Origin of the sequence: Massilia timonae CCUG 45783 (assembly GCF_000315425.1) — a bacterium.
Lineage (GTDB): Bacteria > Pseudomonadota > Gammaproteobacteria > Burkholderiales > Burkholderiaceae_D > Telluria > Telluria timonae.
In genome coordinates this window covers 907,496-934,190 of record NZ_JH992923.1, presented here as the reverse complement: position 1 = coordinate 934,190, position 26,695 = coordinate 907,496, and the positions used below count along the sequence as shown (strand labels likewise).

The following is a 26,695-nucleotide window of genomic DNA, read 5'->3' as shown; positions in this document are numbered from 1 at the left end:
CGCATGGCGCGGCCCGCGACGCGGGCCGCGCCTGTTATCGTGTACGTCGGTCGCCACTAGCGCGTGGCGCTGCTGGCGTCGACGCCGAACCACTTGACGGACAGCCGGCGCAGCGTGCCGTCGGCGCGCGCTTCATTCAGTATCTTGTCGACCGCCGCCTTGAATCGCGGATTGCCCTTGCGCATGGCGACGCCGATGCGCGCATCCTTGCCGACCCGTGGCCCGGCCTTGATCGGCAGCGCCGAATTCTTCAACAGGTAGCTCACCATCAGGCTGTCGTCGAGCGAGGCATCGATGCGGCCGAAGGCGAGGTCTTGCAGGTTCTCAGGCACGGCCGGGTAACTCCTGACCTCGATCCCGTTCACTTCCTTCGCCTGCTGCTCGAACACGCTGCCCTGGCGCACGCCCAGCTTGCGGCCCTTGAGGTCATCCAGCCTGCGGTAGGTGGCGCGTTCGTTCTTGCGCACGATCAGCTGGAAGCTCGAATAGGTGTAGGGCACCGAGAAGTCGAAGGCCTGCTCGCGCTCGGGGGTGATGATCACCTGGCTGATGGCGGCGTCGACCTTGCCAGACGCCACGGCCGGCAGGATGGCGCTCCATTCGGTGAACACGAACTGTGGCCTGAGTTTCAGCCCGGTGGCGACCAGGCGCGCGACCTCGACGTCGTAGCCGGTCAGGTGGCCGCTTTTCGGATCCTTGAAATTAAAGGGCGGATACGTGCCCTCGACGGCGATGCGCAGGACGCCGCGGGCCCTGGCCTGGCTCATCAGGTCGGCGCCATGCGCAGCCGGCAGCAGGATGGCGGCCAATGCCGCCGCTACTACGCCAATCACGCACCGGCGCCGCCGCTCCTTTGATACTACCTCGTACATCGACATTTACCCTGCACTACGGTCAATGGCACTTTATAACCGATAAACAGCACCGGTGGCTAGCCGCTTAGGCCGATTCGCTTCTGTTCGCGCGCTGAACGGTAAACGGCCTCGATGATGCGGATGTCGCGCAAGCCCTCTTCTCCCGGCACGATGGTCTCGCGGTTTTCCTTCACGCATTGCGCCATATGGTCGAGCTGGCCGACCCACTGGTTGGCATACGGTCCCGGTGGCGGCGTGACCAGTGTCTTGTCGCTGCGCTCGCCGCCGACCCACATGCGCTGGCCGCTATAGGCGGTGGCGGGCTCCAGCTCGATCCGTCCCTTGTCGCCCATCAGCACAAACTGGTTGCGGTTGGCGCTGTACATCGACATGCACGAACCGATGACGCCGGACGGGAATTCGAGCTGGAAGTCGATCATGTCTTCGACCTCCCGGAAGCGCGGGTCGCTGCGGTCGGTGGTTTCCTTGGCGAACACGGCAACCGGCTCCTCGCCCGTCATGTAGCGCGCCGCCTGCAAAGCATAGATGCCGATGTCCATCAGCGAACCGCCGCCCGATTGCGCCTTCTTCATGCGCCAGGTGTTCGGGTCACGCGCGACGAAACCGTGTTCGGAGCGGAAGTAACGCAGCTTGCCGATGGCCCCGCTGCGCGCCTGGCGGATCGCCTCGACGTTGTGCGGCTCGAAGCGCGATCGATAGCCCAGCATCAGCTTCTTGCCGGCCTTGCGGCAGGCGGCGATCATCTGCTCGCATTCGGCCACGCTGACCGCCATCGGCTTTTCGCACATCACGTGCTTGCCGGCCTGGGCGGCGCGGATCGTGTACTCGGCATGCATGAAGACGGGCAGGCAGATGTAGACGATGTCGATATCGGGATTGTCGCGGATGCTGTCGTAGTTCTGGTAATCGTAGATGCCGCGTTCGGGCACGCCATACTCCGCAGCCACCTTCTTCGCCTTGGCCGGATCGCCGCTGACCAGCGCCACCAGGCGGCTGTGCCGGCACTCCTTGAACTGGGGGGTGATGCGGCCCAGTCCATAACCGCCCAGGCCGACGATCGCATAGCCCAGCTTGCGTTCGGGATTGGCCCAGGCCGGCATGCCCACCGCGCCGGCCGCCAGCACACCCCCCGCGGCCATGACCAGGCCGCGCCGATTCAGGTCGATCATTCAGGTCTCCTTGCAGAATGTTTCGTTCGAATGCCGTGCCGATCCGGCGACGCGGCGGGTTACCATCGCTTCCTTAGTAAGGATACAATTGATTCGATTGAAATGGTAGCGTTAACACAGCGCACCAACCAGCATGCACAAGGAGACCATATTGATGAACCGATCCCATCCATTCCGCTACACCCACCTCGTGCGCGCCCTGCTCGCGGCCAGCGTAGCGCTCGCCGTGCCGGCAGCTGCCGCGGCGACCAGCTGCAGCGGCAAGCCGCCGTCGGGCGAACTGAAGGCCGAACGGATCGCCGCGATCAAGCCGTCGCGCAGCGAGCCGGGCCTGTACGAGGGACCGGTATGGATCAGGGATGCGCTGTACTTCTCGGACTTCGGCTTCAGCGAGGGTTTTCCTTCGCGCGTGCGCAAGTTCTCGCCTGACGGCGCGGTGAGCACGGCGCTCGAGGATGCCGGCAGCAACGGCCTGGCGGTCGACGCCGGCGGCGCGCTGGTCGCCGCCACCCACAAGCACAAGGCCATGTCGCGCTATGACATCGCAACCGGCCAACGTACGGACGTGGCCACGCGCTACGGGGGACAAGTCTTCAATTCGCCGAACGACATCGCGATCGCGGCCGACGGCACGATCTACTTCACCGACCCGGATTACCAGAAGGCCGCGGCGCCCGGCGGCCAGCCGGTGACCGGCATCTACCGCATCGCGCCCGATGGCGCCGTGACGCTGGTCGACGGCACGCGCAAGAATCCGAACGGGATCGCGCTCTCGCTGAACGGCGACACGTTGTACGTGAACGCGAGCGACGGCGCGGTGCGCGCCTACCCGATCCGGGACGGCGTGCCGCAAAAAGGCCACGATGTCATCCGTGGCATCGAGAATGGCGACGGCATGACGCTCGACTGCCACGGCAACCTGTACGTGACGGAGCATGGAGCGAAGCGCGTGCGCGTGTTCACCCCGCAGGGCCGCGAACTGGCGACGATCCGGACCGACGCCAACGTCACCAACGTGGCCTTCGGCGGCGCCGACGGCAAGACCCTGTACATCACCGGCGCCGGCGCCGTGTGGCAGCTGCGGCTGGGAGTGACCGGCCTGCCCTACTGAGTTTTTACCAGACGCGGCGGCCGGCAGACCCGAAATTGTGGCCCGTCACCAGCGTCGTGCTCTGCACCAGCATCGACAGGCCGAGGATCAGCTGCACCAGCCGGTCGTCCGGCAGCAGCCAATAGTGGCCGCGCGGCTGCTCGGCGCCGGTGGCGGCCATGATCAGCGGCGCGATCCACGCGGCGTCATCGTCGACGTCGAGCACGATCGCGTCTTCGGTCGTCTGCATGTGCACCGTGCCGCCTTCGGCCAGATTAAAACAGATGCCGACGCCGGTCTCTTGCGGCCGGATCAGCTCCTGCATCGCGGCATTGTGTTCGTCGATCCAGAGTTCGACGTCCTGCGGCGTCTCGAGGGGCGTCCAGGGGCGGGGTTTGAAACGGGGTTGGTCGGACGGGAGGGTCATCTGCTGCGCGGTTGAAGAAACGGCCCCTATCTTAAGGGATTTCGGGCGCCCGCGCCCGATCCTGCGAATGCTTCCTTGGGCTGCAACCGGCTGCGTATGCAACAGTCAAATTTCCGTCGCGTACGATTATTCGAGAGTTTTCTCAGCTAACCAGCTGCTATTCTCATATCACCAACCGAGTTGAGTCATGATTCCGCCGACGGGTTGATGTCCGTGTTCATCAATGGGCATGAAGGGAACGTTTCGCCGATCTGTTCATCGGACCGAGTCCGGAACATTTTTTACGGAGAAGAGGAACCAAATGGACAACAGCAGGATACTCGAACTTAAGGTGCAGCCAGTGGACGGCATCGCCGAAGATCTGAAAGCCAACCGACCGATCATCTTCATGATTGCGGCCGGTGTTGGCGCCTACATCGCCTTCAGCACCATCCTCTACTGGTTGCTTGAAATGCCAGGGAGACCATTCCTGGATAGCTTGTACTTCACAGTCATCAACGTCACTACCGTGGGCTTCGGAGACATCCATCCGACATCCGATGTCGGCAAGATCATCGCGATGATGAACGCGGTGATTGGCCTCGTCATTTTCGGCTTCCTGGTGGCGGCTATTACAGCGGCGCTGCAACCATCCGAATTCAGCGGCGAAGCCACGGCCATGAGTGACTTGCCTCTGGATCAGCATCGCATCAATGCCGTGGATGCCCTCTATCACGCCCTTGCGACGTTGATCAAGGACGTGAAGATCGAATCAGGCAACGGGCGCAGACTTGAGACGCGTGATGGCGTGCCAACCGGAGCGCACATACGCGTGAGAGGCGGCACGCCCGACGACCACGATCTAATCGACATTTGGATCGACATTCATGTCAAAGAGATTTCTGCCACCGATGAGATCAAGCCAGGTTGATCTTCGCCCGCCCCGCCTCAAAAAGTCTTCATGAACGGGAGCCGGGTGAATTAAGTCACGTCAAGCGTAATCAACCTCGCCGCCACCTGTCCATCCCCGATCAACACTTCACCGATCGACACCGGCAACGTGAAGCGTCGGCGTCCAGCGCTACCGGGATTTACATAGAGCACGCCGCCGCGTTCTTCGCAGGCGGGCTTGTGCGAATGGCCGGTCACAACCACGCGCACGCCTTCCACGGCCGGATCGATGGCGAGTTCCTTGAGGTCGTGCAGCATGTGGATGACGACGCCGCCCAGGGTGACGGTGACGCTCTCGGGCAAGGCGTGCGCCCAGTCGCCGTGGTCGTTATTGCCGCGCACGGCGGTCAACGGCGCCAGCCCGGCAAGCTGGTCGAGGATGGCCGCGCCGACGACGTCGCCGGCGTGGAGGATGTGGTCGCTGCCGCGCAGGAAATCGAGCGCCTGCGGCCGCAGCAGCCCGTGCGTGTCGGAAATCAAGCCGATGCGCACGGGCCGGATCGGCATTCAGTGCCGCTTGCTGCTGGCCATCTTGGCCGTGGTATAGATCGAATACAGCGCGGCCAGGCCCACCACCACATAGACGATGCGGGTCAGCGCGGTGTCGGGACCGAACAGCGTGGCGACCATGTCGACGTCGAACAGGCCGACCATGGCCCAGTTGAGGCCACCGATGATCAGGAGCGCCATCGCGATATAGTCGACGGCGGACATGGCCGAACGCTCGCGCGCGTGGACGTTGACGCGGCGGTCGGGGATGGACCGGCGGTCCATGGTTGGTGCGTTGATTGTTGCCATCACAGCCTCCTTGGAAAGACGTGGGACAGCCGGGGCGTCCTGCCCCGGCACTTGACAACCATACTATCCCAAGTTACCGGACACCTTCGCACGCATCGGCGGTGTCACGAACCAAGCTGCGGATCACCCCTTCCAGGTACGCTCGAGACCGGTATCCGCGTGGATCCAGCCGCCGCGCGGGCCGGAGCGGTAGTAGTAGCCGACCCCGCCGCCGCGGAAGCTCTTGATCAGGCCGCCGAGCACTTCTTCGTTCAGGCCGGCGATGCGGATGTCGGCCGCCTTGCCCACCATGTGCAGCGACTGGCGCGCGGCCGGGATGCCCGCCTCGCGCAACCGCTTGTTCGATTCCGGCGAGCGGTAGCCGGACAGGATCTCGAGCGGCTGCAGCAAGCCGTAGCGGGCGATGAAGGCCTGGGTGCTCCACAGCATCTCGAGCAGCTTGGGATCGATCTTCGCGGTGGCCTTGCCGTTCACGTCGCGCAGCAGGTGGCACAGCTGCTCGTAGGCGGAATCGATGACTTCGCCATCCTTCCAGTACAGCACGCTGGCGCGTTCGCCGCTGGCCGGACGGGTCACGGACAGGGTGCGCGGCTTGACCCAGAAATCCAGGTCCAGCGCTTGCGAATCGAACAGGTCGGGAGGCGGTTGGAGGTCGGTGGCGACGGCGGCCAGCGGCGCGCCGAGTGCGCCCAGCGCGGCCAGGCGGGCACTATGGTGAAGGAAATCTCTGCGTGAAGCCATGGGGCGGATCCGTTACTCGACAATTGCGATAGCGCGTACTATAGCGTATCCGACAAGCATGCAGAAGAGTGCACGAAGCGTGCAGATGTTATCGATTTGTTGCGTGGGGTGGACGGCTCGCGATTTGGTCCACTGGGCCGAATCCTCCACGCGTTCGCATCATGCAGGAGGTGGTGGCCGTCGTCTTACTCGCCGCAGTTGCAGAAGCGCTTGCGCGCCGCCGTATCGCAGGCGCCGTCCAGGCGCTTCCAGAGCAGGTCGCATTCGAGGCCGAAGCAGGCTTTTTCCTTCCCGGCATTCATATAGCCGTGACGCTCGAAGAACAGGCTCGCGCCCGCCGGACTGTGCAGGTGCAGCTTGCTGATGTTCCAGGCGCGCGCCTGCTGTTCCACCGCTTCCAGCAGCGCCCGGCCGACGCCGCAGCGCAAGGCGTCCGGCAACACGTAACACAGCGCCACCTTGCCGGCCTGCGTCAACAGGGTCAGGCCGACCAGTTCGCCTTCGCTCTCGGCGACCACCGCATAATTGGTGGGCGAGAAAAACCAGGTGACGACGTTGGCCGGCGTCTTGTTGCCGAGCCAGGCGCCGAGCACGCCCGGCTGGTCCTGGTGGTCGGCGCGGCAGCCCTCTTCGATCGAACGGCGCAGCAGATTGCAGGCAGCCGTTGCATCGTCAGGGACAGCCCTGCGGATTTCAATACGCGTGGACATCAATCATCTACTTGGAAACGGACATGAACGAACGATGACGGGGCATCGCACGACCTCGACTATACACCTAAAGTAAGAGACCCTGCTGGCGGCACGGTCAAACGTGACCACCGTATAAGGATATGACGAAACTATCGTTCCGTTCCCCGCACGGATTAAGGAACATGCACTCTGTCACTATCACTTTCAAAGCGAGAAACAACCATGCGCAACACCACTCCGAACGCGCTGCGCCGCTCCCTGACGGCCCTGGTCCTGGCCGCCGGCGCTGCGCTGCCACTCCACGCCAGCGCCGCCAATGTCGAACTGCTGAACGTGTCCTACGACGTCGCCCGCGAGCTGTACAAGGAAGTCAATCCGGCCTTCATCGCCTCGTACAAGCAGCAGACCGGCCAGACCGTCACCATCAAGCAATCGCACGGCGGCTCGAGCAAGCAGGCGCGCGCCGTGGCCGATGGCCTGGCGGCGTCGGTGGTGACGATGAACCAGGCCAACGACATCGACATGCTGGCCGACCGTGGCCTGGTGGCAAAAGACTGGGCCAAGAAGTTCCCGAACAATGCAGCGCCGTATTACTCGACCATGGTGTTCCTGGTGCGCAAGGGCAACCCGAAGCAGGTGCGCGACTGGCAAGACCTGGCGCGTCCGGGCGTGGGCGTCGTCATCCCGAATCCCAAGACCGCCGGCAACGGCCGCTATACCTACCTGGCGGCCTGGGGCTCGGTGATCAAGAAAGGCGGCAACGAAGCGCAGGCGCGCGACCTGGTCGCCAGGATCTTCAAGAACGTGCCGATCCTGGACGGCGGTGGCCGCGCCGCGACCACCACCTTCACCCAGCGCCAGATCGGCGACGTGCTGGTGACCTTCGAGAACGAAGTGAGCATGGTGCGCCAGGAATTCGGCAATGATTTCGAAGTCGTCTACCCGAGCACGTCGATCCTGGCCGAGTCGCCGGTGGCCGTGGTCGACAAGGTGGTCGACCGCCTCAAGATCCGCCAGCCGGCTACCGCCTACCTGAACTTCCTGTACTCGCCGGCGGGCCAGGAAATCGGCGCCAAGCACTTCATGCGGGTGCGCTCGGAAGCGGTGATGAAGAAGTACGCGGCCAACTACAAGCCGATCAGCCTGTTCACCGTGGACGAGGTGTTCGGCGGCTGGAGCGCGGCCCAGAAACGCCACTTCAACGACGGCGGCGAATTCGACAAGATCTACCAGGCCAAGTAACAACCGCTCGAAATCGAACAGCCCTGCCGCGCGCAGGGCTGTTTTGTTTGATATGCACAGCAATTAGTCACTCGACATTTCTATGTGACATGAGTTGTTAATCTTGCGAATCGCCAGCGTCACATTTCCGACAAAAAATGGCTTCCCATAGGGGAATTTGCTCGTGCGCCATAGACATGCAGCTGGGATGGATGATATTGTCCTTACTCTAGTTGCTCTAGAGATAGATGTTGATCTGCGCCGCCCGGCGCCCCGACGTTCAACCTCAACCCCAGATTCCAGACAAAGAATGATCAAGAAACTGTTCGCAACGGTCCTGATGACCTTTTCGGCTGCGGCATTCGCCGTGCCGTTCGGTTCGCAATCGGTGCTCGTGGTGGAAGACGACACCGGCAAGATCCTGCTTGAGAAGAATGCCGATACCGTGATGCCGATCGCGTCGCTCACCAAGCTGATGACGGCGATGGTGGTGCTCGATGCCAAGCTCGACATGGACGAGACGATCGAGATCGACAGCGCGGACGTCGACCGCCTCAAGTACAGCAGCTCGCGCGTGGCTGTCGGCGCCAAACTGACGCGCCGCGATGCGCTCCACCTTGCCCTGATGTCTTCGGACAATCGCGCCGCCGCCGCCCTGGCCCGCACCTTCCCTGGTGGCAATGACGCCTTCAAGACCGCCGTGCGCAACAAAACCCGGCAGCTGGGCATGGCCCACACCGTGATCGAAGAGCCGACCGGACTGTCTCCGCACAATCGCTCCACTGCCGGCGACCTGGTCAAGATGGCCAAGGCCTCGACCCGGTATCCCGAGATCGTGCGCATGACAACCGAGACCACGGATGTCTTCGACATCAAGGGCCGCGACGTGAATTTCCGTAACACCAATCGCCTGGTCGGCGCCAAGGGCTGGGACGTCGGCCTGTCCAAGACCGGCTTCACCAACGAAGCCGGCCGCTGCCTGATCATGAACATCACCGCCGCCGGCAAGAAGGCGACCCTGGTGCTGCTGAACGCCGGCGCCTCGTCGGCGCGCATCATGGACGCGCTGAACATCCGCCGCTTCATCACCGGCGACGAGCCGGTGAGCCGGGTGGCGCGCGCAGCTAGCGGCCCGCGCATCAAGGCCAGCGCCGGCAGTTCCAAGGCCAAGGCCCGCGCCAAGTCGAAAGCCTCGAAGGCCAAGGTGACCAAGAAACGCGTCAAGGCCAAGGTCAAGACGACACGCAAGCGCCGCGACTGAGATCATCGATGCAATGACAAAAGGGGCCGCGAGGCCCCTTCGTCATTGCGCGTTCCCTGATTACGCCACCAGCTCGCGCAGCCCGCTGGTGCGGTGGGTGCGGCTGGCGATCGCCTCGCGCAGCACCTCGCCGCTCGGGGTCACCAGCGTGAATTCGCGGCTGGCGCGCGTGATGCCGGTGTACACCAGCTCACGCGTCAGGATGGCATTGACCTCGCGCGGCAGCGCCAGCACCGTGTGGCGAAATTCCGAACCCTGCGATTTATGCACCGTCATCGCGAACGCCGTCTCCACATTGCGCAGGCGCGTGGCCAGCACGCTGCGCACCTTGTCGCCCTCCAGGAAGTAGACGCGTTGCGCGCCCGGACGCGCCGGATCAGGCAGGGTCACGCCGATGTCGCCATTGAACACGCCGGTCGAATAGTCGTTGCGGGTGACCATCACCGGCCGCCCCACATACCATTCGGCGCCGCGGCGCAGCAGGCCGCCCGCCTCCAGGCGCTTTTCGATCGCCTCGTTCAGGCCCGACACGCCCCACTCGCCGTCGCGCACCGCGCACAGGATGCGGAAGGTCTCGAAGCTCTGCAGCACCTGGCGCACCCAGTCCTCGTCGCTCGCCGCGCCGCCCTTGAGCAGTGCGAGATAAGGCGCGTATCCGGCATGGGCCAGTTGCAGCAACTGGGATGGTTGCGCGTGCTCGATCCAGCGCACGCCATCGAGGCTGGCGCGCAGGACTTCCTCGGCGCGCGCCCTGTCGCCGGCATTGACCGCCAGCGCCAGTTGGCCGATCGGACCGCCGAAACGGCGGCTGTGGCGCAGCATCACGGTCTGCTGGGCCAGCGCCCCGCCCTCGCCCGCATATTCCGCCGGAATCGCCTCGCCGCTCGCCGCCCGCACATAGGCGATGGTGTCGGCGTCGTAGTTGCCGCTCTGCGCATCGTGGCACAGGTCGCCCAGCACGGCGCCCGCCTCCACCGAGGCCAGCTGGTCCTTGTCGCCCAGCAGGATCAGCGTGGCGCCCGGCGGCAGCGCGTCGAGCAGGCTGGCCATCATCTCCAGGTGCACCATCGAGGCTTCGTCGACGATCAGCACGTCGACGTCGAGCGGATTGCCGCGGTGGTGGGCGAAGGCGCGGGTGTCGGGCCGCGCCCCGAGCAGGCTGTGCAGGGTGCGCGCGGCGCCCATGCGCGCGGTCAGCTCGCGCAGAGGCAGCTCGGCGCCGACGCGGTCGGCCAGCTCGCCCAGCGCCTTGTCGATCGACTGCTTCAGGCGCGCGGCCGCCTTGCCGGTCGGCGCGGCCAGGGCCACGCGCTGGCGTGCGGCATCCGGCGCGGTCGCGAACAGGAGCGCCAGCAGGCGCGCCACCGTATAGGTCTTGCCGGTGCCGGGGCCGCCCGTGATGATCGCGACCGAACCGCGCAGGGCCACGGCGCAGGCCAGCTTTTGCCAGTCGGGCTGCCCGGCGCCCGGCGCCGCCACGAACAATTTGTCGAGCCAGGACCGCACCAGGCGCGCGTCCACCGGGTGGGTCGCCTCGGCGCGTTCGCGCACGGCGCGCGCCACCTGGGTCTCGTCGCGCCAATAGCGGCGCAGGTACAGGCGCTCGCCGTCCAGCACCAGCGGCTGGTCGTAGTCGAATTCTTCGCGCACCCACACCTGCTCGCAGCTGGCCAGCAGCTTCCTCCAGCCCGCCACGCCGCGCGGCAGCGGCGCCGCGGCCGCCGCCAGCTGCGCCCATTGCTCCTCGCTCCAGCCCAGCAGGGCCGCCGGGCTGGCGGCCAGGTCGGACAGCTGGACGCAGCTGTGGCCATGGCCCTCCAGCTCGGACAGGATCGCCGCCGCCAGCACCAGCGGCGGCGGGGCGGCGCCCAGCTCGGCGATGAAGCGCGCGAAGGCGCTCGACAGGCGGCGCAGCTCGCCGGCCTCGGTCAGATTGCCGATCTCATGCCACAGGGCGTCGATATGCGGTTCAGTCTTGCCCATGCTTTTCCTTGTCCAGCAATCGTTCCAGTTTGTCCAGCAGTTCCAGGTCGGGCGCCAGCACGCAGCAGCCGCGCGTGTCCGGGTTGGCGATCCCGCGCAGGAACATGAAGATCGCGCCGCCCAGCTGGACTTCGGGCTCGTAGGCTTCGCCCAGGCGCGCGCGCAGCAGGCGGTGCAGCGCCAGCAGGTAGATGCTGCCCTGGATCTCGTAGCGGTGCTCGGCCATGCCGGCCTCCATCGCCGCCTGGCTGTAGGCGGCGTCGTTCGGCCCCAGCGCATTGGTCTTGTAGTCGAGCACCCAGTAACGCCCCTCGTGCTCGAACACCAGGTCGGCGAAGCCCTTGAGCATGCCGTGCAGGTCGCGCTCGGGCAGCACCGGCCGTTCGATGCCGTTCAACAGGTGCGCGCGGCACAGCGCGTCCAGCGCGGGCAGCGCCAGGCGCTCGCTGGGGAACCAGAATTCCATCTCGGGCAGCACGCCCTGCAGCGCGCGCAGCGCGGCGCCCAGCGGCGGCAGCGGCGTATCGACGATCGCGCGCAGCCATGTCAGCGCGTCCTCGAGCCGGTTGCTCCAGCCGGCGCGCTCGATGCGCTGCACCAGCCGCGTCTCGCAATGCGGCTGGTCGAGGCAGTCGAAACCCTCGCGCGCCAGCCATTCGAGCTGCTCGTGCATGAAGTTGCCCGGCACCGAGCCGCGCGGGAAGCGGTGCCAGGCGACGTCGTCGATGCGCGGCGGCAGCGGCGCCTGCGGCGCTTCCTCGAGCAGGGTCTGTTCCTGGGCCCGCATCGGCGTCGGCGGCGGCGCCACCGCATGCCGGGTCAGCGATGTGAACGAGCCGATCGACCAATCCTTCTCGAAGTCGGCGCGGTACACCGGCGCGTCCAGCAGCGCGGGACGCGCATCCTGGCGCGCCAGCATGGTGACGCCGTCCTCGCGCTCCAGTTCGCGCAAGGCGATGCCTCCCCCCGCGCCGGCCACCGCCTCGAAGCGAGCGCGCAAACCGTCGGCCGGGATCGGCGCGCCGCCGGCCAGCAGATAGCCGAGCGCCGATTCGTGCAGCCGGTTCTCGCCCTTGCGCGTGCCGGCCACCGCCGCCGCGCCCAGCCACAGGAAGTGGCGCGCCCGGGTCAGGGCCACGTACAGCAGGCGCAGGTCTTCCTCGATGCGGGCGCGGTCGACCGCCTCCAGCGCTTCGTCGGACAGCGCCAGGTCGAGGCGGCGGCTGCCCGCATCGTCCACGTATTCGAAGAAGGCGCGGTTGCGGCGGTTGGTCGCGCGCGCGGTCACCGCGAACGGCAGGTAGACCAGCGGATACTCGAGGCCCTTCGACTTGTGCACCGTCACCACCTTGACCAGCTCGGCGTCGCTTTCCAGGCGCAGCACGCGCTCGTCGCCGCCGGCGCCCAGGCCCTCGATCTGCTCGGCGAACCAGCGGATCAGGGCCTGCTCGCCCTCGAGCTGGGCGCTGGCCTCTTGCAGCAGTTCGGCCAGGTGCAGCAGATTGGTCAGGCGCCGTTCGCCGCCCGGCTCGCCCAGCAGGCGCGCCGGCAGCCCCAGTTCGTGGATGAAGGTGCGCAGCATGGCCAGCACGCCGCGGCGCTGCCAGGCGCCGTGCAGGGCTTTCAGTTGCTCGACGCGCCGCTCCCACGCCAGCTCGTCGCTCGACAGCCGCGCCAGTTCGCCCATCGGCAGGCCCGCGGTGCGGGTGGCGAAGGCGGCCCGCGCGAGAGCGCCGTCCAGCGGATTGGCGACCGCGTACAGCCAGCGCAGCATGTCGGCCGCCTCCTCGCTCTCGACCACCGAATCCTTGTCGGACAGGTAGACGCTGGCCACCTTGCGCCGCACCAGCGCCTGGCGCACCGCGGCCGCCTCGCGCCGGTCGCGCACCAGGATCGCGATATCGGCCGGCATCAGGCGCCGGAAACCACCGTCTTGCTCATCCCGGAAGCCGACCCGCTCGTCGTTCAGCAGGCGCACGATGTGCTCGGCGCAGTGGTGGGCGAAGAAGCTGCGGTAGTCCTCGGCCTTGAGGTCGTCGCAGGTGGTGCACACGGACATGGCCTCGATCTCGCCGTCGCTCTCGACGCCAACCAGGCGCTCCCTGTGGCCGCGCGCCTTGACCGCCTCGAACGGCAGGGGATTGTCGTCGCCGCGCCGGAAGCGGAACGCCGCTTGCGCATGGCCGGTGCGGCCGTCGCCACCTTCGGCGTGCAGGAACAGCGCATTGACCGCCCCCACCAGCGCCGCCGTCGAGCGGTAATTGGTGTCGAGCTGGTAGTGGCGTCCGGTGGTGGCGCGCCGCGCCGACAGGTAGCTGTGGATGTCGGCGCCGCGGAAGCCATAGATCGACTGCTTGGGGTCGCCGATCAGGAACAGCCCCTGCTGCGGATCGTTGGCGCCTACCCGGTACAGCAGGTCGAAGATGCGGTACTGGTCGGGCGAGGTGTCCTGGAATTCGTCGACCATGGCCACCGGATACTGCTGCACGATGCGTTCGCGCAGCGCCGCGCCGTTCTCGCCTTCGAGCGCCAGCTTGAGGCGTTCGAGCATGTCGGCAAAGCCGAACTGGCGGTTGCGGCGCTTGAGTTCCTGCATGCGCGCGCCGATATGGCCGGCGGCGTGGCGCAGCAGCGCATGGGCAATCGGATCGATCGCGCCCAAGGCTTCCTGCAGTGCGGCGGTGCCGTCGAAGCAGTCCGGGACCTCGGCGCTGAAGTCCTTGCTGAAGGCGTCCACGATGCCGTCCGGCGTCAGGCGTTTCCAGGCGGTGTCGCTCAGGTCCGGCATGTGCCGCGCCGGGTCCGTGGCCCAGGCGCGCAGCGCCTCGAACCACTTGACCAGCGAATCGGCGCGCATCTTGTTGCCGTTGAAGCATTTGGGCGCACGTTCGCGGTGGCCGGCGATCCAGCGCTCCATCGCGTCGGCGCGTTCGACCCAGCCGTGCTTGAGGCGCGCCAGCTCCTCGCGCTGGGCCTGGGCCAGGCGCGCCACCTGCTTGCCCAGCGGCTCGCGCGCCACTTCGCCCAGCAGCGGCCCGCGCTGCACCAGTTCGCGCACGCTGCCCTTGAGCGCCTCGACGTCGCTCCAGGTATCCAGCACGATGGCCAGGTTCTGCGCGCCGAGCGGATAGACGTGCTGGCGCCAGTAATCGTGGGCGGCGTCCTCGAACAGCATGCGCTCGTCGCTCACCAGTTCTTCGTCGAACAGGCTGCCGCTGTCGAAGGCGTGCTCGCGCAGCATGCGCTGGCACCAGGCGTCGATGGTGAAGATCGCCGCCTCGTCCATCGTCTCGGCGGCCAGCATCAGGCGGTGGGCGGCGATGCTGCGTTCGCTGCCCGGCGCATAGGCTTCGGCCAGTTCGTCCAGGTAGGCATCCTGTTCGTGCGCTTCGCCGCGAAAGTAAGCCGCCGCCTGCACCAGCCGCTCGCGCACGCGGTTGGAAAGTTCGCGCGTGGCCGCGCGGGTGAAGGTCATCACCAGGATTTCGGACGGCAGCAAGGGGCGCACGAAGGCATCGTCGCCACCGTGGCCGAGCACCAGGCGCACGTAGAGGGCGGCGATGGTCCAGGTCTTGCCGGTGCCGGCCGACGCCTCGATCAGGCGCGAGCCGTGCAGCGGGAACCGGATCGCTTCGAGTTTGCTGCTCATGCGGACAACTCCTTGACCGTGACGGCGCCATCCATCCAGCGCGCCAGCGGTCCATACAATTGTTCGGCCAGCTCGGGCCAGCCGCCGCAGGCGTGTCGCGACTCGCACAGCGCCTCGAAGCTGGGCCACAGGCGCGCCAGGCACAGGTCGTCGACTTCGCCACGGAGCTCGAAGCCGCCGTCATAGGTGGCGCGCGGGTCGCCCTCGGCCAGCTGCGCCAGCGCGGTGCGGCAGGCCACCGGCAGCGGCGCGTCCAGGTTGGCGCGCCACAGCCGCACCAGGTCGCGCAGGACCTGCAGCGACTCCTCCTGGGCCAGCGGCGCCATCTCGAGCACGGCGTCGCGCGCGACCAGGTAGCCAGCCACCGGATGGCCGGCCGCGCTACTCCCCAGTTGACGCAGCCACGGAGCGATCAGCTTGTCGCCGCGCGGACGGCCGTTGCGGTCAAGAACCTTCGAGGACAGCTGCATCAGCCAGGCGGTCTCGACGCCGTCGCTCCTGAGGCGGTCGATCCAGTCGTCGAGCACGATGCCGTCCAGATCCAGGCTGAGCGCCTGCTTGGGGGCTGCCTCCGGGAAGCGCGCGCCCAGGCGCAGCCACTCGGTGCGCACCGGCGCCAGGCTTTCGACCAGCTGCTCCTGCCACAGGCGGCCCATCAGGCCGATCGGCAGCACGCCCTCGCGCGCCAGCCGCTCGGCGCGCGTGGCAAGCGTGGCGCGCACCTCGTGCAGCTGTTCGGGCTCGCCGCTGTCGTCCAGCAGGTGGTCCTCGATCTGGTAGCGTTCGAGCGCGTCGAGCGCGAACGGTTCCTCGTCTTCTCCCACCTGGGCGGCGTCGGCGAACACCACGCCCAGGCGGCGGCGGAAGAAGAAGCGCGCCGGCTGGCGCAGGAAGCTGGCCAGCTCGCCCAGCTTGAGCACGAAGTCGGCCTCCAGCTCGAAAGGCGGCAAGGCGTCGCCCCCTTCCAGCTGCTCGGCGCCGTGGGCCAGGCGCCATTCGCCGGCATAGGTCAACAGGCCGCCCTGCTGGAAATAGACGCGGCTGAATGGCTGCAGCGCGTGTTCGGTCGTCAGGCCATGCAAGTCCAGGCTCCAGCCGTCGGCGAGATAGTCGCGCAGCTGCGACACCAGCACCGACGGCGGCTGCTCGCTGTTGTCGCGCACGTTGCGGCCCACCCAGCTGACGTAGAACTTGTCGCGCGCCGCCAGCAGGGCCTCTAACATCAGGTAACGGTCGTCGTCGCGGCGCGAACGGTCGCCCGGACGCGCCATGCCGGGCAGCGCCAGCAGGTCGAAGTCGGACTGGCGCGCGCGGCGCGGGAAGTCGCCGTCGTTCATGCCCAGCAGGCACACCACGCGAAACGGCACCGCGCGCATCGGCATCAGGGTGCAGAAGGTCACGCCGCCCGAGACGAACTGGTGGTTCAGGGTCGGCTGGTCGAGTTCGTTCATCCAGGCTTCGCGCAGCACGCCCAGCGGCACCGGTTCATCGAAGCCGGCCGCAGCGCAGGTCTCGAGCCAGCATTGCAGGCCTTCGTTCAGGCTTTGCAGGGTGAGGCGGTCGGCTTCATCGCTGGCGGCATAGAAGCACGACAGCATCGCGCGCGCCGCCTCGCCCCAGGCGGCCGGCGTGCGCGGCGTGTCGAGCTGGGCGCGCCAGTTCAGCAGGCAATCGACCAGCTGCGCCAGCGCGCCGGCCAGCGCCGCATCCAGCCCGCCGACCTCGGCATAGGGCTCGATGTCGGCGAAGCTGGCGCCGGCGCCGCTGGCGTAGCCGAGCAGCATGCGCCGCACGCCGAAGATCCAGGCATTCTGTTCGCCCGCCATGCCCAGGCCCAGGCCGGTGCGGTGCTCGTGGTCGAGGCCCCAGCGCACGCCGGCGCCTTCGATCCAGCGGCCCAGGATGGCCAGGTCGTCGTCGCCCAGGCCGAAACGGCGCGCCACGGCCGGCACGTCCAGCAGGTCGCGCACCTCGCTCTGGCGGCAGCGCTGCTGCGGCAGGCGCAGCAGCCATTCGAGCGACACCAGCAGCGGGTTGACGCTGCGGTCGCGCATGTCGCCGATCTCGAACGGGATGCGGCGCAAGTCCTTCTGGCGATGCTGGTCGAACACGGCGTGGATCGCCGGCGAAAAGGCGTCGATGTCGGGCACCATCACCACCACGTCGCGCGGCCGCAGGCTCGGGTCTTGCGCGAACCACGACAGCAGCTGGTCGTGCAGGACCTCGACCTCGCGCTGCACGCTGTGGGTGACGTGGAATTCGATCGAGCGGTCATCCGGCGTCGGGGGCACGCGCGGATGCTCGGACAGCGGCAGCAGGTCGCGCACCGCGGCCTGGACCTGCCCCAGCAAGGTCGCGCCGTCGTCGTCGGCGAACAGGTCGACCTTCAGCGGCGCAGTCTCTTCGTCGCTCCGGTCCTGGGTGTCGAATTCGTCCAGCATGCGCACGAAGTCGCGCCCCTGGCGCCCCCAGCTCGCCAGCAGCGGATGGCTGTGCGCATGCAGCTCCTCGATCGGGATCGCGCCCAGGTCGACGCCGCCCCGCTGCGGCTGGCGGCGGCGCGCGGCCCTGAGCAGGTCGCGGCCGTCGATGATGTCGCCCCAATAGAAGCGGCACGGGTTCGGCACCGCGAACAGCACTTGCGTGTGGCGCGACAGCGCCGCGATCGCCTGCAGGGTCTGGTACGGCAGGGTCGACATCCCGAACAGCACCACGCGGCGCGGCAGGCGGCTGGCAGGCGCCTGGCCGGACTCGATCGCGGCCAGGAATTGGCGGTGGATGGTCGCGCGTCCGCTGTGGCGCTGCGATTCGTCCAGGCTGGCGTGCACGGCGCGCCACAGGCAGGCTTGCCAGCGTTGCTCGGGCGCCAGTGGCAGCGGGTCGCCCACCGCGCGGCGCAGCTGGTCGCGGCCCTCGGCCCAATCGGCCAGCCAGTCGGCGCGGTAGACCTGGTACTGGTCGTACAGGTCGGCCACGCGCTCGGCCAGTTGCAGGCGGCGCTCGGCGTCGCCGTCGGCCAGGAAGCGCGCCAGCGGCTCATAGCCGTCCTCTTGCAACAGCGTGGGCAACAGGCGCATCAGGCGCCAGGTGAGCGGATCCTTGTCGAACGGCGCCCGGGTCGGCACCCGCTCGCGGCCCAGCATGCCGCGATAGGCTTCCCACATGAAGCGCGCCGGCAGCGCCACCCGGGTGGCGGCGCACACGCCGATCTCCTCGGCCAGCGCGATCTTGAGCCATTCGGCCACGCCATTCGACTGCACCAGGAATATCTCTTCTTCGAGGGGGCCGAGCGGATGGTTGCGCAGCCAGTCGAACACGGCGCTGCGCAGCAGCTCCATCTGGTTGCCATGAAGGATCAGGAGGCCGGGGGTGATCGGGGAAGGCATGCGTGAAGCTCGAACGGTCGGGTCCACAGCATACCGTGTTTGGTCCGCTCGCGGTAGGCCCGCGGGCGCTTGCGCGCTCAGCGCACCTCGCCGTCCCGGCTGCCGAACTGGGTCGAGACTTCGCGTTCGATCCGGATCAATAGTGCGCGCAGGCGCGCCGCCAGCGCCCTGGCCTGGGCGGTGCCGGCCGCGCCCATGCGCGGCGCCCGCTTCGGTTGCGCCTCCAGGTCTTCGCAGATGGCGCCGAAGCTGGCGGCGCCGATCGCGCGCGCCGCCGACTTGAGCTGGTGCGCCAGGCTTGCGGTATGGGTCAGGTCGCCCCCGGCCAGGGCGGTCTCGATCCCGGCCAGGTTCTCGCGCGCGGTATCGAGGAACAGGAACACATATTTACGCATCCGTTCGGTGTCGCCGCCGGCCGTGTTGGCCAGGCTGGCCAGGTCGAGCACTTCTCCCTGCCCGCCCGGCCCCGCGCCGCTGACGGATCCTGGCGCCCTCGCGATCGCGACGTCGGCCACCGGCGCCGTGGCGCGGCCCAGGCAGCGCGCGATGGTGGCGGCCAGCAGTTCCGGCACCACCGGCTTGGCCAGGAATTCGTTCATGCCGGCGGCCAGGCAGCGCGCGCGGTCGTCGACGCCGGCATTGGCCGTCATCGCCACCACCAGGGTGTCACGCAAGGCGGGATCGCGGCGGATGCGGCGGGTCGCTTCCAGCCCGTCCATCACCGGCATCTGTACGTCCATCAGCACGCAATCGAAGCGTTTGACCGCCATCGCCGCCAGCGCCTCCTCGCCGTTGTTCGCCACCTCGACCGCGGCGCCGGACTGTTCCAGCAACTCGCGCGCGACCTGCTGGTTGAAGGGATTGTCCTCCACCAGCAGCACCGCGCAGTCGTCCAGGCGCGCCTGGGCCGCGGCCGGCGCGGCGCCCAGGCCGGCTCCGAGCATGGTCCCCGCTCGCCCGCCGGCGGCATCGTCCAGGGCCAGGCGCGCCGTGAACCAGAAGGTGCTGCCCTCGCCCAGGATGCTGGACACCCCGACCTCGCCGCCCATCAGCTCGGCCAGCTGGCGGCTGATGGCCAGGCCCAGGCCGGTGCCGCCATGGCGCCGGGTGGCCGACTGGTCGGCCTGCTGGAACGGCGTGAACAGGTGGGGCAGCGCGGCGGCGTCGATGCCGATGCCGCGGTCTTCGACCTCGAAGCGCACCAGCACTTCAGGGCCGAAGGCGCGCGCCAGGCGCGCGCGCAGCGTGATCCGGCCGCGCTCGGAGAATTTGACGGCATTGCCGGCGAAATTGAGCAGCACCTGTTCCAGCCGCAGCGAGTCGCCGCACAGGGGCCGCATCAGGACCGGATCGATCTCGATGTCGAAGCCCACGCCCTTGGCCACGGCCGCGGTGCCCAGCTGGGCCTCGACGTTGCGCAGCAGGGCGTCGAGCATGAAGCACACGCGCGACAGTTCCAGCATGCCGGCCTCGATCTTGGAGAAATCGAGGATGTCGTTGATGATGCCCAGCAGGTGCTGGCCCGAGTGGTAGATCTTTTCGAGGTAGTCGCGCTGGCGCGCGTCGGGCGCGGCCTGCAGCGCCAGGTGGGTCATGCCGATGATGCTGTTCATCGGGGTGCGGATCTCGTGGCTCATGTTCGACAGGAAGTCGCTCTTGGCCTTGCTGGCGGCGTCGGCGCGCGCCTTCAGGCGGTGCAGCTCGGTGACGTCGGTCGCCACGCACAGCACCGCCGGCTCCTCGTCGACCTGCATCGGCACCCGCACCGTCCACAGCTGGCGCGCCGCGCCGCCCGGCGCCGACTGCGCCACCTGGGCGCTGCTGCTGCGGCCGTCGTGCAGCACCGCGCGATCCAGCTCCCAGGCGGCGTCGGCCAGGGCGCGGTCCATGGCCTCGACGTCGCGCCGGCCGATCAGCTCCGCCGCCGGCCGCCCGAGGCGCGAAGCGCCCTTGGCGTTGAGGTAGCGGATGCGGCGCAGCGCGTCCTTCAGGTAGACCTCGGCGTCCAGGTTGTCGAGCACCGTGTCGAGCAGCAGGCGCTGCTCGTCGGCGGCGCGGCGCGAGCGGTACTGGGCCAGGAACAGTCCGTATACCAGCAGGGTCGCGGCGAAGCCGAAGGGCAGCGCCGCCACCGGTATCCAGAGATCGGCGCCATGGAGCATGGCGCGCTTGGGCGTGGCGAAATGCGCCGTCCACCGGCTGCCGGCGAAATCCACGTCCAGCACGGTCGTGAAGTAGTCGCCCGGGTCGAACGGCGTGCGCCGCACGTCGGGCCCATGCAGCAGCAACTCGCCCCCTCCCGCATCGCGGTTCGCGCCATACACGCTGACCGACGGCGGCGCCCCGGCCGATGCGGCGAGCGCATTGTCGACCAGCGCCGGCACCGAAAAGGCGATGCCGAACGAGCCCAGGTAGGCCGCGCGCCGCCCTTCCAGGCTCGGCGGGGTCACGCCGCCGCGATAGACCGGCATGCGCATGCCGAGGGCATAGTGCGGCGTGGGGTCGCGCAGGAACACCGGCTGCCCCGAGGCGCTGATGCCGCCGTTGTCGCGCGCCTGCTCCAGGGCGCGGGCGACGGCCGGCCTGCCGGCCATGTCGAAGCCGAGCCGGCGGCTGGGCTGGTCGACCGGATACTGGTAGGCGATCACCTCGTACCAGGGACGGCGCCCGGCGGGAAAAATCGCGAAGTCCGGGTAGCCGCGGGCGTCGACGCTGCGATCGGCGCGCACCGCGGCGACGAAGCGCTCGCGCTGGACTTCGGGCACGTGGGCGGCGTACGTCACCCCTTCGATGGCCGGATAGTTGCGCGCGATGTCGAGCGCGGCGACATAACGGTGGAAGGACGCCCGGTCGGGCACGGCGTTGCCGTCGCCCGCCGCATGCAGCGCCGCCAGCGAACGCACGGCGCGGCCATACGAGGCGAGCGACGCGTCGATCCGTTCGCGCGCCGCCTGCGCCGCGTTTCCGAAGCGGCCGCGCGCCTCTTCCTCGATCGAGGCGTCGGCGACCGCATGCAGCAGCAGGCCGACCGCCAGCGCCAGCGCGACGCCGCCGCCCCACAGCACCAACGGCCGGCCAAGGCGCATGCAAGCCGCTTCGATGACGTCGATTCCTGGCATGGTCAAGCGCTTCATGCTTCCCCTGGCGGGCGGTGCCCGCCACGTAAAATTGCTAGTATATCGGCGCGCCGCGCCGGCGTGATACTGATGAGGACAGCATGCAACACCACGACGATCCCTGGCTGTGGCTGGAACAGATCGACACCGACGAAGCGCGCGCCTGGGTCGACGCGCGCAACGCGGCCACCGAAGCCGAGCTCCAGGCCGATCCGCGCTTCGCGCCGCTCTGCCAACGCTTGAAAGGCATCCTCGATTCGAGCGACAAGATTCCCTACGTCGGCGTGCATGGCGGCTGGTGCTACAATTTCTGGCGCGACGCGGACCACGTGCGCGGCGTCTGGCGCCGCACCACGCTCGACGAGTACCGCAAGAATGCCCCCGACTGGGAAACGGTGCTCGACCTCGATGCGCTGGCGCTCACTGAGGACGAGAACTGGGTCTGGGCCGGCGTGTCCTGGCTCGAGCCCGACGCCGCGCGCTGCCTGGTCCTGCTGTCGCGCGGCGGCGGCGACGCCAGGGTGGTGCGCGAGTTCGACCTGACGCTGCCCGGCTTCGTGGCCGACGGCTTCACCCTGCCCGAGGCGAAGAGCGACGTGTCCTGGATCGACCGCGACACCCTGTTCGTCGGCACCGACTTCGGCCCCGGCAGCCTGAGCGAATCGGGCTATCCGCGCATCGTCAAGGAATGGAAGCGCGGCACGCCGCTGGCGGCGGCCACCACCGTGTACGAGGCGGCCCCTGGCGACATGGCGGCGTCCGGCTACCAGGACAACAGCCCCGGCTGGGAACGCGCCTTCGTGCTGCGCCAGATCGATTTCTATACGAGCGAACTGTTCTGGCGGCGCGGCGACCGGCTGCTCAGGATCGACAAGCCGCTCGACGCCAGCGCCTTCGCCCTGCGCGACCAGCTCGTGATCGAGCTGCGCTCGGACTGGACCATCGACGGCGTGACCTACCCCCAGGGCGCCCTGCTGGCGACCGGCTTCGACGCCTTCGTGGCGGGCAGCCGCGCCTTCGAGGTGCTGTTCACGCCGACACCAATGACCTCGCTGGACGGCGTGGCGGCCACCCGCAGCAGCCTGCTGCTGACGGTGCTCGACAACGTCAAGAACCGCATCGTCGAATTGCGGCGCGAAGACGGGCGCTGGATCCGGCGCGAGGTCGCCGTGCCCGGCATCGGTTCGCTGGGCGTGTCGGCCCTGGACTCGGACCACTCGGACGACTACTTCCTGACCGTGACCGATTTCCTGCATCCGACCACCTTGTACCTGATGCGCAGCGGCAGCGACGCGCGCGAGCCGCTCAAGGCGATGCCCGCCTTCTTCGACGCCGGGCCGTACGAGGTGAGCCAGCACACGGCGACCTCCAGCGACGGCACCCTCGTGCCCTACTTCGTCGTCGCCCCCAGCGGCAGCGCCGCCGGCGCCTCCGGTCCGACCCTCCTGTACGGCTACGGCGGCTTCGAGGTCTCGCTCAAGCCCTTCTACAGCGGCATGACCGGCGCCGCCTGGCTCGAACAGGGTGGCACCTATGTGCTGGCCAATATCCGCGGCGGCGGCGAGTTCGGCCCGCGCTGGCACCAGGCGGCCCTGCGCCAGCATCGCCAGCGCGCTTTCGACGACTTCATCGCCGTCGGCCAAGACCTGGTGGCGCGCGGCGTCGCCACGCCGCGACAACTGGGCATCATGGGCGGCAGCAACGGCGGCCTGCTGGTCGGCGCGGCGCTGACCCAGCGTCCCGACCTGTTCGGCGCCGTGGTGTGCCAGGTGCCGCTGCTGGACATGCGGCGCTACCACCTGCTGCTGGCCGGCGCCTCGTGGATGGGCGAGTACGGCGACCCGGACGATGCCGAGGACTGGGCCTACCTGGCCCGCTACTCGCCGTACCACAACGTGCGGCCCGGCCAGCGCTACCCGCGCGTGCTGTTCACCACCTCGACCCGCGACGACCGCGTCCATCCGGCGCATGCGCGCAAGATCGCGGCGCGCATGCTGGACCAGGGACACGACGTGCTGTACTGGGAAAACACCGAAGGCGGCCATGCCGGCGCCGCCGACAACGCCCAGACCGCGCGCATGGTGGCGCTGACCTACACCTTCCTGCTGCGACAGCTGGGCGAGCACGCGGCCTGAAATCCGCTCAGGAGGCCAGCCGCCTGGCGAACAGCGCTTCCCAGGTCGGCTCGATCTCCACGTAGAGCGCGACCGCGGTCTCGATCCCGACCGCCTGCGGCGACCCGATGCGGGTGGTGACCACGCCGGCCCGGCGCAGCATGCGCTCGATCGCGGTGGTGGTGACGGTGACGTAGCGCGACAGGCCGCGCTCGTGAGCGTGGCGGATGATGGCCTCGATCGACTCCATCGTCATCTCCGAGAAGCCGTAGCCGCCGGCGCCCTCGGTCTCGATCGCGAAGCGCGACAGCTCCCAGATGTGCGGGTCGCTGGGCGGCTCCTGGCCGTCGAGCAGCTGGGGGAAGGAATCCTTGAGCATGTACGGCCCTTCGGTCGGCAGCAGGCGCCAGCAGCCGCGCAGCGTCTCGCCGTCGCGCATCAGCATGTAACGCGGTTCGAGCGCGTCGTAACCATCGATCTCCATGCCGGACAGCACCGGCACTTCCCATCCCAGCCGCCCGCGGAATACCTTCGCGCGCAGCGTATGCATTTCCCACAACTCTTTCGATGCGAATGCGCGGCGTGGCGCGATCGTGATTTGCATGCTCATTGCCAACCCCCTCCTCGTTGAGAAAATCGGTTCAAGAAATATGCACTACGCATTAAAGCGTTATGCAAATCGGGTAGGCTGGGTACTATCAGCATTGATAGGTGGCGAGCAATATCGGCAGTGCAATACTTTTGGAAACGACGCAGTTTCCGAATTATTCGATTCACTACCCCGAAAGGAACGACCATGGCAAACGATCTGATGTGCGACGCACTGGCAGCCGAACTGCAGGCCAACCAGCTGGTCCAGGCCGCCGGCACGGCACGCCTGGCGCCGCACGAACTGCGTCGGCTGCGCATCACGAAGCGCGAAAGCCAGGAAAAATTCTGGGGCCGCTTCGGCGTCACCCAGTCCAGCGGCAGCCGCTTTGAAACCGGTCTCGCGATCCCGGCGCCTGTATCGATTCTTCTGCGCATGTACATGAACGGCAAACTCAGCGATGGTGATCTTCAGGGGTGATGAGCCCCAGGGCGATGGCCTTGACCACCGCCTGCTGGCGAGTGTTGACGTCAAATTTTTGACGCACATTCGCCAGGTGAAAATTAACGGTGGCTTCGGAACAGCCCGTGATGCGTGCGACCTCCCACGACGACTTGCCCGCCATCACCCACTGCAACACTTCCAGCTCGCGCCGCGTCAGGCGCGGCGCCTCTTCCGGTCGCGTCTCTTCCTCGCGGAAGCGCCCGGAAGAAATGAAAGCGTAGTCGCGCACCAGCGACAGCATCGGCAGCGCCTCGGTCATGGCGCGCCGGGCGTCGGCGTCGGGCCGCGCGTCGGACGCGAAACTGATCACCCCGAACTCGCCCTGCGGCCCGTGCACCGGCAAGGTCGCGCCGCTGCGGATGCCGTGGGCGCTGGCCTCTTCGTAGAGCCCGGCCTGTTGTGGGCCGGAGGCGAACGTGCCCGGCTCCCACACGATCGGGATCGTGCTCGACAGGCAATGGGCGACGGTCGGATCGACATGGGCGAAGCCGTTGCGGTCGTAGCGATCGCGCCAGTCTGCGGAATAATTACTGCGCAAGAAAGCCGACTCGAAACGGGTATGGCGCGAATTGACGACGCCAAACAGCACCTGGTCGAAACCACCTCGTTATACACAAGTCCGCCAGCCTCACCACGCCGGCTGAAAATCCCGTTTACTTTCAATGACTTGCCAGCGCCCTTGTAAACCTTTGCAAAATCGCGTTTACTCTCGTCTTTTGCGTGGCGCAATTGGCGAGCAAATCGAAGGGATGGACCGATTCGGAGTTTGAGCAACTCGACCTGGGCGACGCGCGCCTGAACCGGCGAGCGAGGACACTGATGGAAACAATGGCGGGGGCACCGACGGCGAGCGTGCCAAAGGCCTGTAACGGCTGGGGTGAGACGATGGCCGCGTATCGCTTCTTCGACAATGACGGCGTCGACTGGCGGGCAATCCTGGAGCCGCACTGGCAGCAAACGGAACGGCGAATGGCCGAGCAGTCGGTGGTGCTGTGTCTGCAGGACACGACCGAACTGGACTTTAACGGACAGCAGGCGCGCGGCCTCGGACCGCTCAGCTATGAAGCGCAGCGCGGCATGTACGTCCACCCCACCTACGCGGTGACGACGGCGCGCGAGCCGCTGGGGATCCTGGACGTGTGGATGTGGGCGCGCGCGCTGCGCGACACCAACGGCCAGCGCGGCGGCCCCAAGGAAAGCCTGCGCTGGATCGAAGGCTACGAAAGACTGGCGGAACTGGCACCGCGCCTGCCCGCCACGCGCTTGGTGTATGTGGCCGACCGCGAGGCGGACATGCTGCCCTTGATGGCGCGGGCGCAGCAGCTCGACTGCCCGGTGGACTGGCTGGTGCGCGCCGCGCACAACCGCTGCTTGCCCAACAGCGAGAAGCTGTGGCCGCATGCCACGGAAGGCGCGCCGCTGGGGGAAATCGAGTTCGCGCTGGCCGCGCGGCCGGGCGCCAAGGCGCGCATCGTGCGCCAGCAGCTGTGGGCACGCCGGGTCGAACTGAACGCGGGCAAGGGCAAGGTGGTGACCGCCACATGCATCGTGGCGCGTGAACACGGCGCTCCGGCCGGCGTCAAGCCGATCGAATGGCGCCTGCTGACGAACCGGGTCGCCACCAGCGCGGCCGAGGTGGCCGAATTGATCGACTGGTATCGCGCCCGCTGGGAAATTGAAATGCTGTTCAATGTGCTCAAGAACGGCTGCAAGGTCGAGGAACTTCAGCTGGGCACGATCGAGCGCATCGAGCGCGCACTGGCGCTGTACTTGGTCGTAGCCTGGCGCATTGCCTATCTGGTACGCATGGGCCGTACCTGCCCGAACCTGGATGCCCACTTGTTCTTTGATCCCGATGAGATACGCGGCGCCTACTTGCTCAACAAATTACGCCCCCAGCCCAACCCGGCGTTAAACGAAGTAATACGCTTGATCGCCCGCGCGGGCGGCTTCTTGGGCCGAAAAGGTGATGGCGAACCTGGTGCCAAGACCCTCTGGGAAGGGCTGCGCGACGTGCGCGCCTCAGCTCTCACCCTTCAAGCACTACGCGAACTTGGAGACTGACGAGTTGTGTATAACGAGGTGGGTCGAAACCCAGCCCCCGCGCAATGGTGAACAAGGACGCGCTCCATTTGGAAGCATCCTTGGCC

Annotated in this window: 20 protein-coding genes; 7 read left to right on the top strand and 13 right to left on the bottom strand. The window is 67.5% G+C overall.

Annotated elements, in window-relative coordinates; translation table 11 throughout:
• Window positions 1–56 precede the first annotated feature (56 nt).
• Window positions 57–872, bottom strand: coding sequence for a transporter substrate-binding domain-containing protein (locus HMPREF9710_RS14055; RefSeq protein WP_005667340.1), 816 nt, complete (start codon window positions 870–872; stop codon window positions 57–59).
• 59 nt (window positions 873–931) lie between these two features.
• The gene (locus HMPREF9710_RS14050) at window positions 932–2,044 is read right to left on the bottom strand and encodes a Gfo/Idh/MocA family protein (RefSeq protein ID WP_005667339.1); all 1,113 of its coding nucleotides are present in this window, start codon (window positions 2,042–2,044) and stop codon (window positions 932–934) included.
• A gap of 154 nt (window positions 2,045–2,198) precedes the next feature.
• Here HMPREF9710_RS14050 and HMPREF9710_RS14045 point away from each other — a divergent pair, with 154 nt between their 5' ends.
• A complete protein-coding gene (locus HMPREF9710_RS14045; protein WP_005667338.1) occupies window positions 2,199–3,155 on the top strand; it encodes an SMP-30/gluconolactonase/LRE family protein in 957 nt (318 codons plus the stop codon).
• Between the two features lie 4 nt (window positions 3,156–3,159).
• Here the strand turns inward: HMPREF9710_RS14045 and HMPREF9710_RS14040 are convergent, their stop codons facing one another.
• A complete protein-coding gene (locus tag HMPREF9710_RS14040) occupies window positions 3,160–3,561 on the bottom strand; it encodes a hypothetical protein (RefSeq protein WP_005667336.1) in 402 nt (133 codons plus the stop codon).
• Between the two features lie 301 nt (window positions 3,562–3,862).
• On the opposite strand from HMPREF9710_RS14040, the gene HMPREF9710_RS14035 reads away from it, so the two are divergent.
• Window positions 3,863–4,471, top strand: a complete 609-nt coding sequence (locus HMPREF9710_RS14035) for a potassium channel family protein (protein ID WP_005667335.1) — start codon at window positions 3,863–3,865, stop codon at window positions 4,469–4,471.
• Between the two features lie 50 nt (window positions 4,472–4,521).
• Here the strand turns inward: HMPREF9710_RS14035 and HMPREF9710_RS14030 are convergent, their stop codons facing one another.
• The 4 genes from HMPREF9710_RS14030 to HMPREF9710_RS14015 form a co-directional block, all read right to left on the bottom strand.
• Complete coding sequence (locus HMPREF9710_RS14030) at window positions 4,522–4,998, bottom strand: metallophosphoesterase family protein (protein ID WP_005667334.1); 477 nt, start codon at window positions 4,996–4,998, stop codon at window positions 4,522–4,524.
• Complete coding sequence (locus HMPREF9710_RS14025; protein WP_005667333.1) at window positions 4,999–5,289, bottom strand: DUF378 domain-containing protein; 291 nt, start codon at window positions 5,287–5,289, stop codon at window positions 4,999–5,001.
• 123 nt (window positions 5,290–5,412) lie between these two features.
• Window positions 5,413–6,030, bottom strand: coding sequence for a YcbK family protein (locus tag HMPREF9710_RS14020; protein ID WP_005667332.1), 618 nt, complete (start codon window positions 6,028–6,030; stop codon window positions 5,413–5,415).
• Window positions 6,031–6,215: 185 nt separating this feature from the next.
• The gene (locus HMPREF9710_RS14015) at window positions 6,216–6,740 is read right to left on the bottom strand and encodes a GNAT family N-acetyltransferase (RefSeq protein ID WP_005667331.1); all 525 of its coding nucleotides are present in this window, start codon (window positions 6,738–6,740) and stop codon (window positions 6,216–6,218) included.
• A gap of 204 nt (window positions 6,741–6,944) precedes the next feature.
• On the opposite strand from HMPREF9710_RS14015, the gene HMPREF9710_RS14010 reads away from it, so the two are divergent.
• A complete protein-coding gene (locus tag HMPREF9710_RS14010) occupies window positions 6,945–7,964 on the top strand; it encodes a sulfate ABC transporter substrate-binding protein (RefSeq protein WP_005667329.1) in 1,020 nt (339 codons plus the stop codon).
• A gap of 289 nt (window positions 7,965–8,253) precedes the next feature.
• Complete coding sequence (locus HMPREF9710_RS14005) at window positions 8,254–9,204, top strand: serine hydrolase (RefSeq protein ID WP_005667328.1); 951 nt, start codon at window positions 8,254–8,256, stop codon at window positions 9,202–9,204.
• A gap of 60 nt (window positions 9,205–9,264) precedes the next feature.
• On the opposite strand, the gene recD is transcribed toward HMPREF9710_RS14005, so the two are convergent.
• The 4 genes from recD to HMPREF9710_RS13985 all read right to left on the bottom strand — a co-directional run bounded on the left by recD (window position 9,265) and on the right by HMPREF9710_RS13985 (window position 21,356).
• The gene (gene recD / locus HMPREF9710_RS14000) at window positions 9,265–11,187 is read right to left on the bottom strand and encodes an exodeoxyribonuclease V subunit alpha (RefSeq protein ID WP_005667326.1); all 1,923 of its coding nucleotides are present in this window, start codon (window positions 11,185–11,187) and stop codon (window positions 9,265–9,267) included.
• The gene (gene recB, locus HMPREF9710_RS13995; protein ID WP_005667325.1) at window positions 11,174–14,836 is read right to left on the bottom strand and encodes an exodeoxyribonuclease V subunit beta; all 3,663 of its coding nucleotides are present in this window, start codon (window positions 14,834–14,836) and stop codon (window positions 11,174–11,176) included. Before recB ends, recD begins: the two co-directional genes overlap by 14 nt.
• A complete protein-coding gene (recC, locus tag HMPREF9710_RS13990; protein WP_005667323.1) occupies window positions 14,833–18,222 on the bottom strand; it encodes an exodeoxyribonuclease V subunit gamma in 3,390 nt (1,129 codons plus the stop codon). Before recC ends, recB begins: the two co-directional genes overlap by 4 nt.
• Window positions 18,223–18,299: 77 nt before the next feature.
• Window positions 18,300–21,356: a CHASE domain-containing hybrid sensor histidine kinase/response regulator family protein gene (locus HMPREF9710_RS13985; protein WP_005667322.1), complete on the bottom strand. Its 3,057-nt coding sequence runs from the start codon at window positions 21,354–21,356 to the stop codon at window positions 18,300–18,302.
• Window positions 21,357–21,400: 44 nt separating this feature from the next.
• Here HMPREF9710_RS13985 and HMPREF9710_RS13980 point away from each other — a divergent pair, with 44 nt between their 5' ends.
• On the top strand, window positions 21,401–23,473 hold the full coding sequence (locus HMPREF9710_RS13980; RefSeq protein ID WP_267871918.1) for a prolyl oligopeptidase family serine peptidase: 2,073 nt from the start codon (window positions 21,401–21,403) through the stop codon (window positions 23,471–23,473).
• Between the two features lie 7 nt (window positions 23,474–23,480).
• On the opposite strand, the gene HMPREF9710_RS13975 is transcribed toward HMPREF9710_RS13980, so the two are convergent.
• Entirely contained in the window at window positions 23,481–24,062 is a 582-nt protein-coding gene (locus HMPREF9710_RS13975) for an acyl-homoserine-lactone synthase (protein ID WP_005667320.1), read from the bottom strand.
• A 186-nt stretch (window positions 24,063–24,248) separates the two neighbouring features.
• Between HMPREF9710_RS13975 and HMPREF9710_RS13970 the strand changes: the two genes are divergently transcribed.
• Window positions 24,249–24,521, top strand: coding sequence for a helix-turn-helix domain-containing protein (locus tag HMPREF9710_RS13970; RefSeq protein WP_005667319.1), 273 nt, complete (start codon window positions 24,249–24,251; stop codon window positions 24,519–24,521).
• Here the strand turns inward: HMPREF9710_RS13970 and HMPREF9710_RS13965 are convergent.
• Window positions 24,496–25,134, bottom strand: coding sequence for a helix-turn-helix transcriptional regulator (locus tag HMPREF9710_RS13965; protein WP_005667318.1), 639 nt, complete (start codon window positions 25,132–25,134; stop codon window positions 24,496–24,498). The two genes, HMPREF9710_RS13970 and HMPREF9710_RS13965, sit on opposite strands and share 26 nt — an antisense overlap.
• Window positions 25,135–25,274: 140 nt before the next feature.
• Here HMPREF9710_RS13965 and HMPREF9710_RS13960 point away from each other — a divergent pair, with 140 nt between their 5' ends.
• Complete coding sequence (locus HMPREF9710_RS13960; protein ID WP_040775238.1) at window positions 25,275–26,609, top strand: IS4 family transposase; 1,335 nt, start codon at window positions 25,275–25,277, stop codon at window positions 26,607–26,609.
• Window positions 26,610–26,695: the final 86 nt, after the last annotated feature.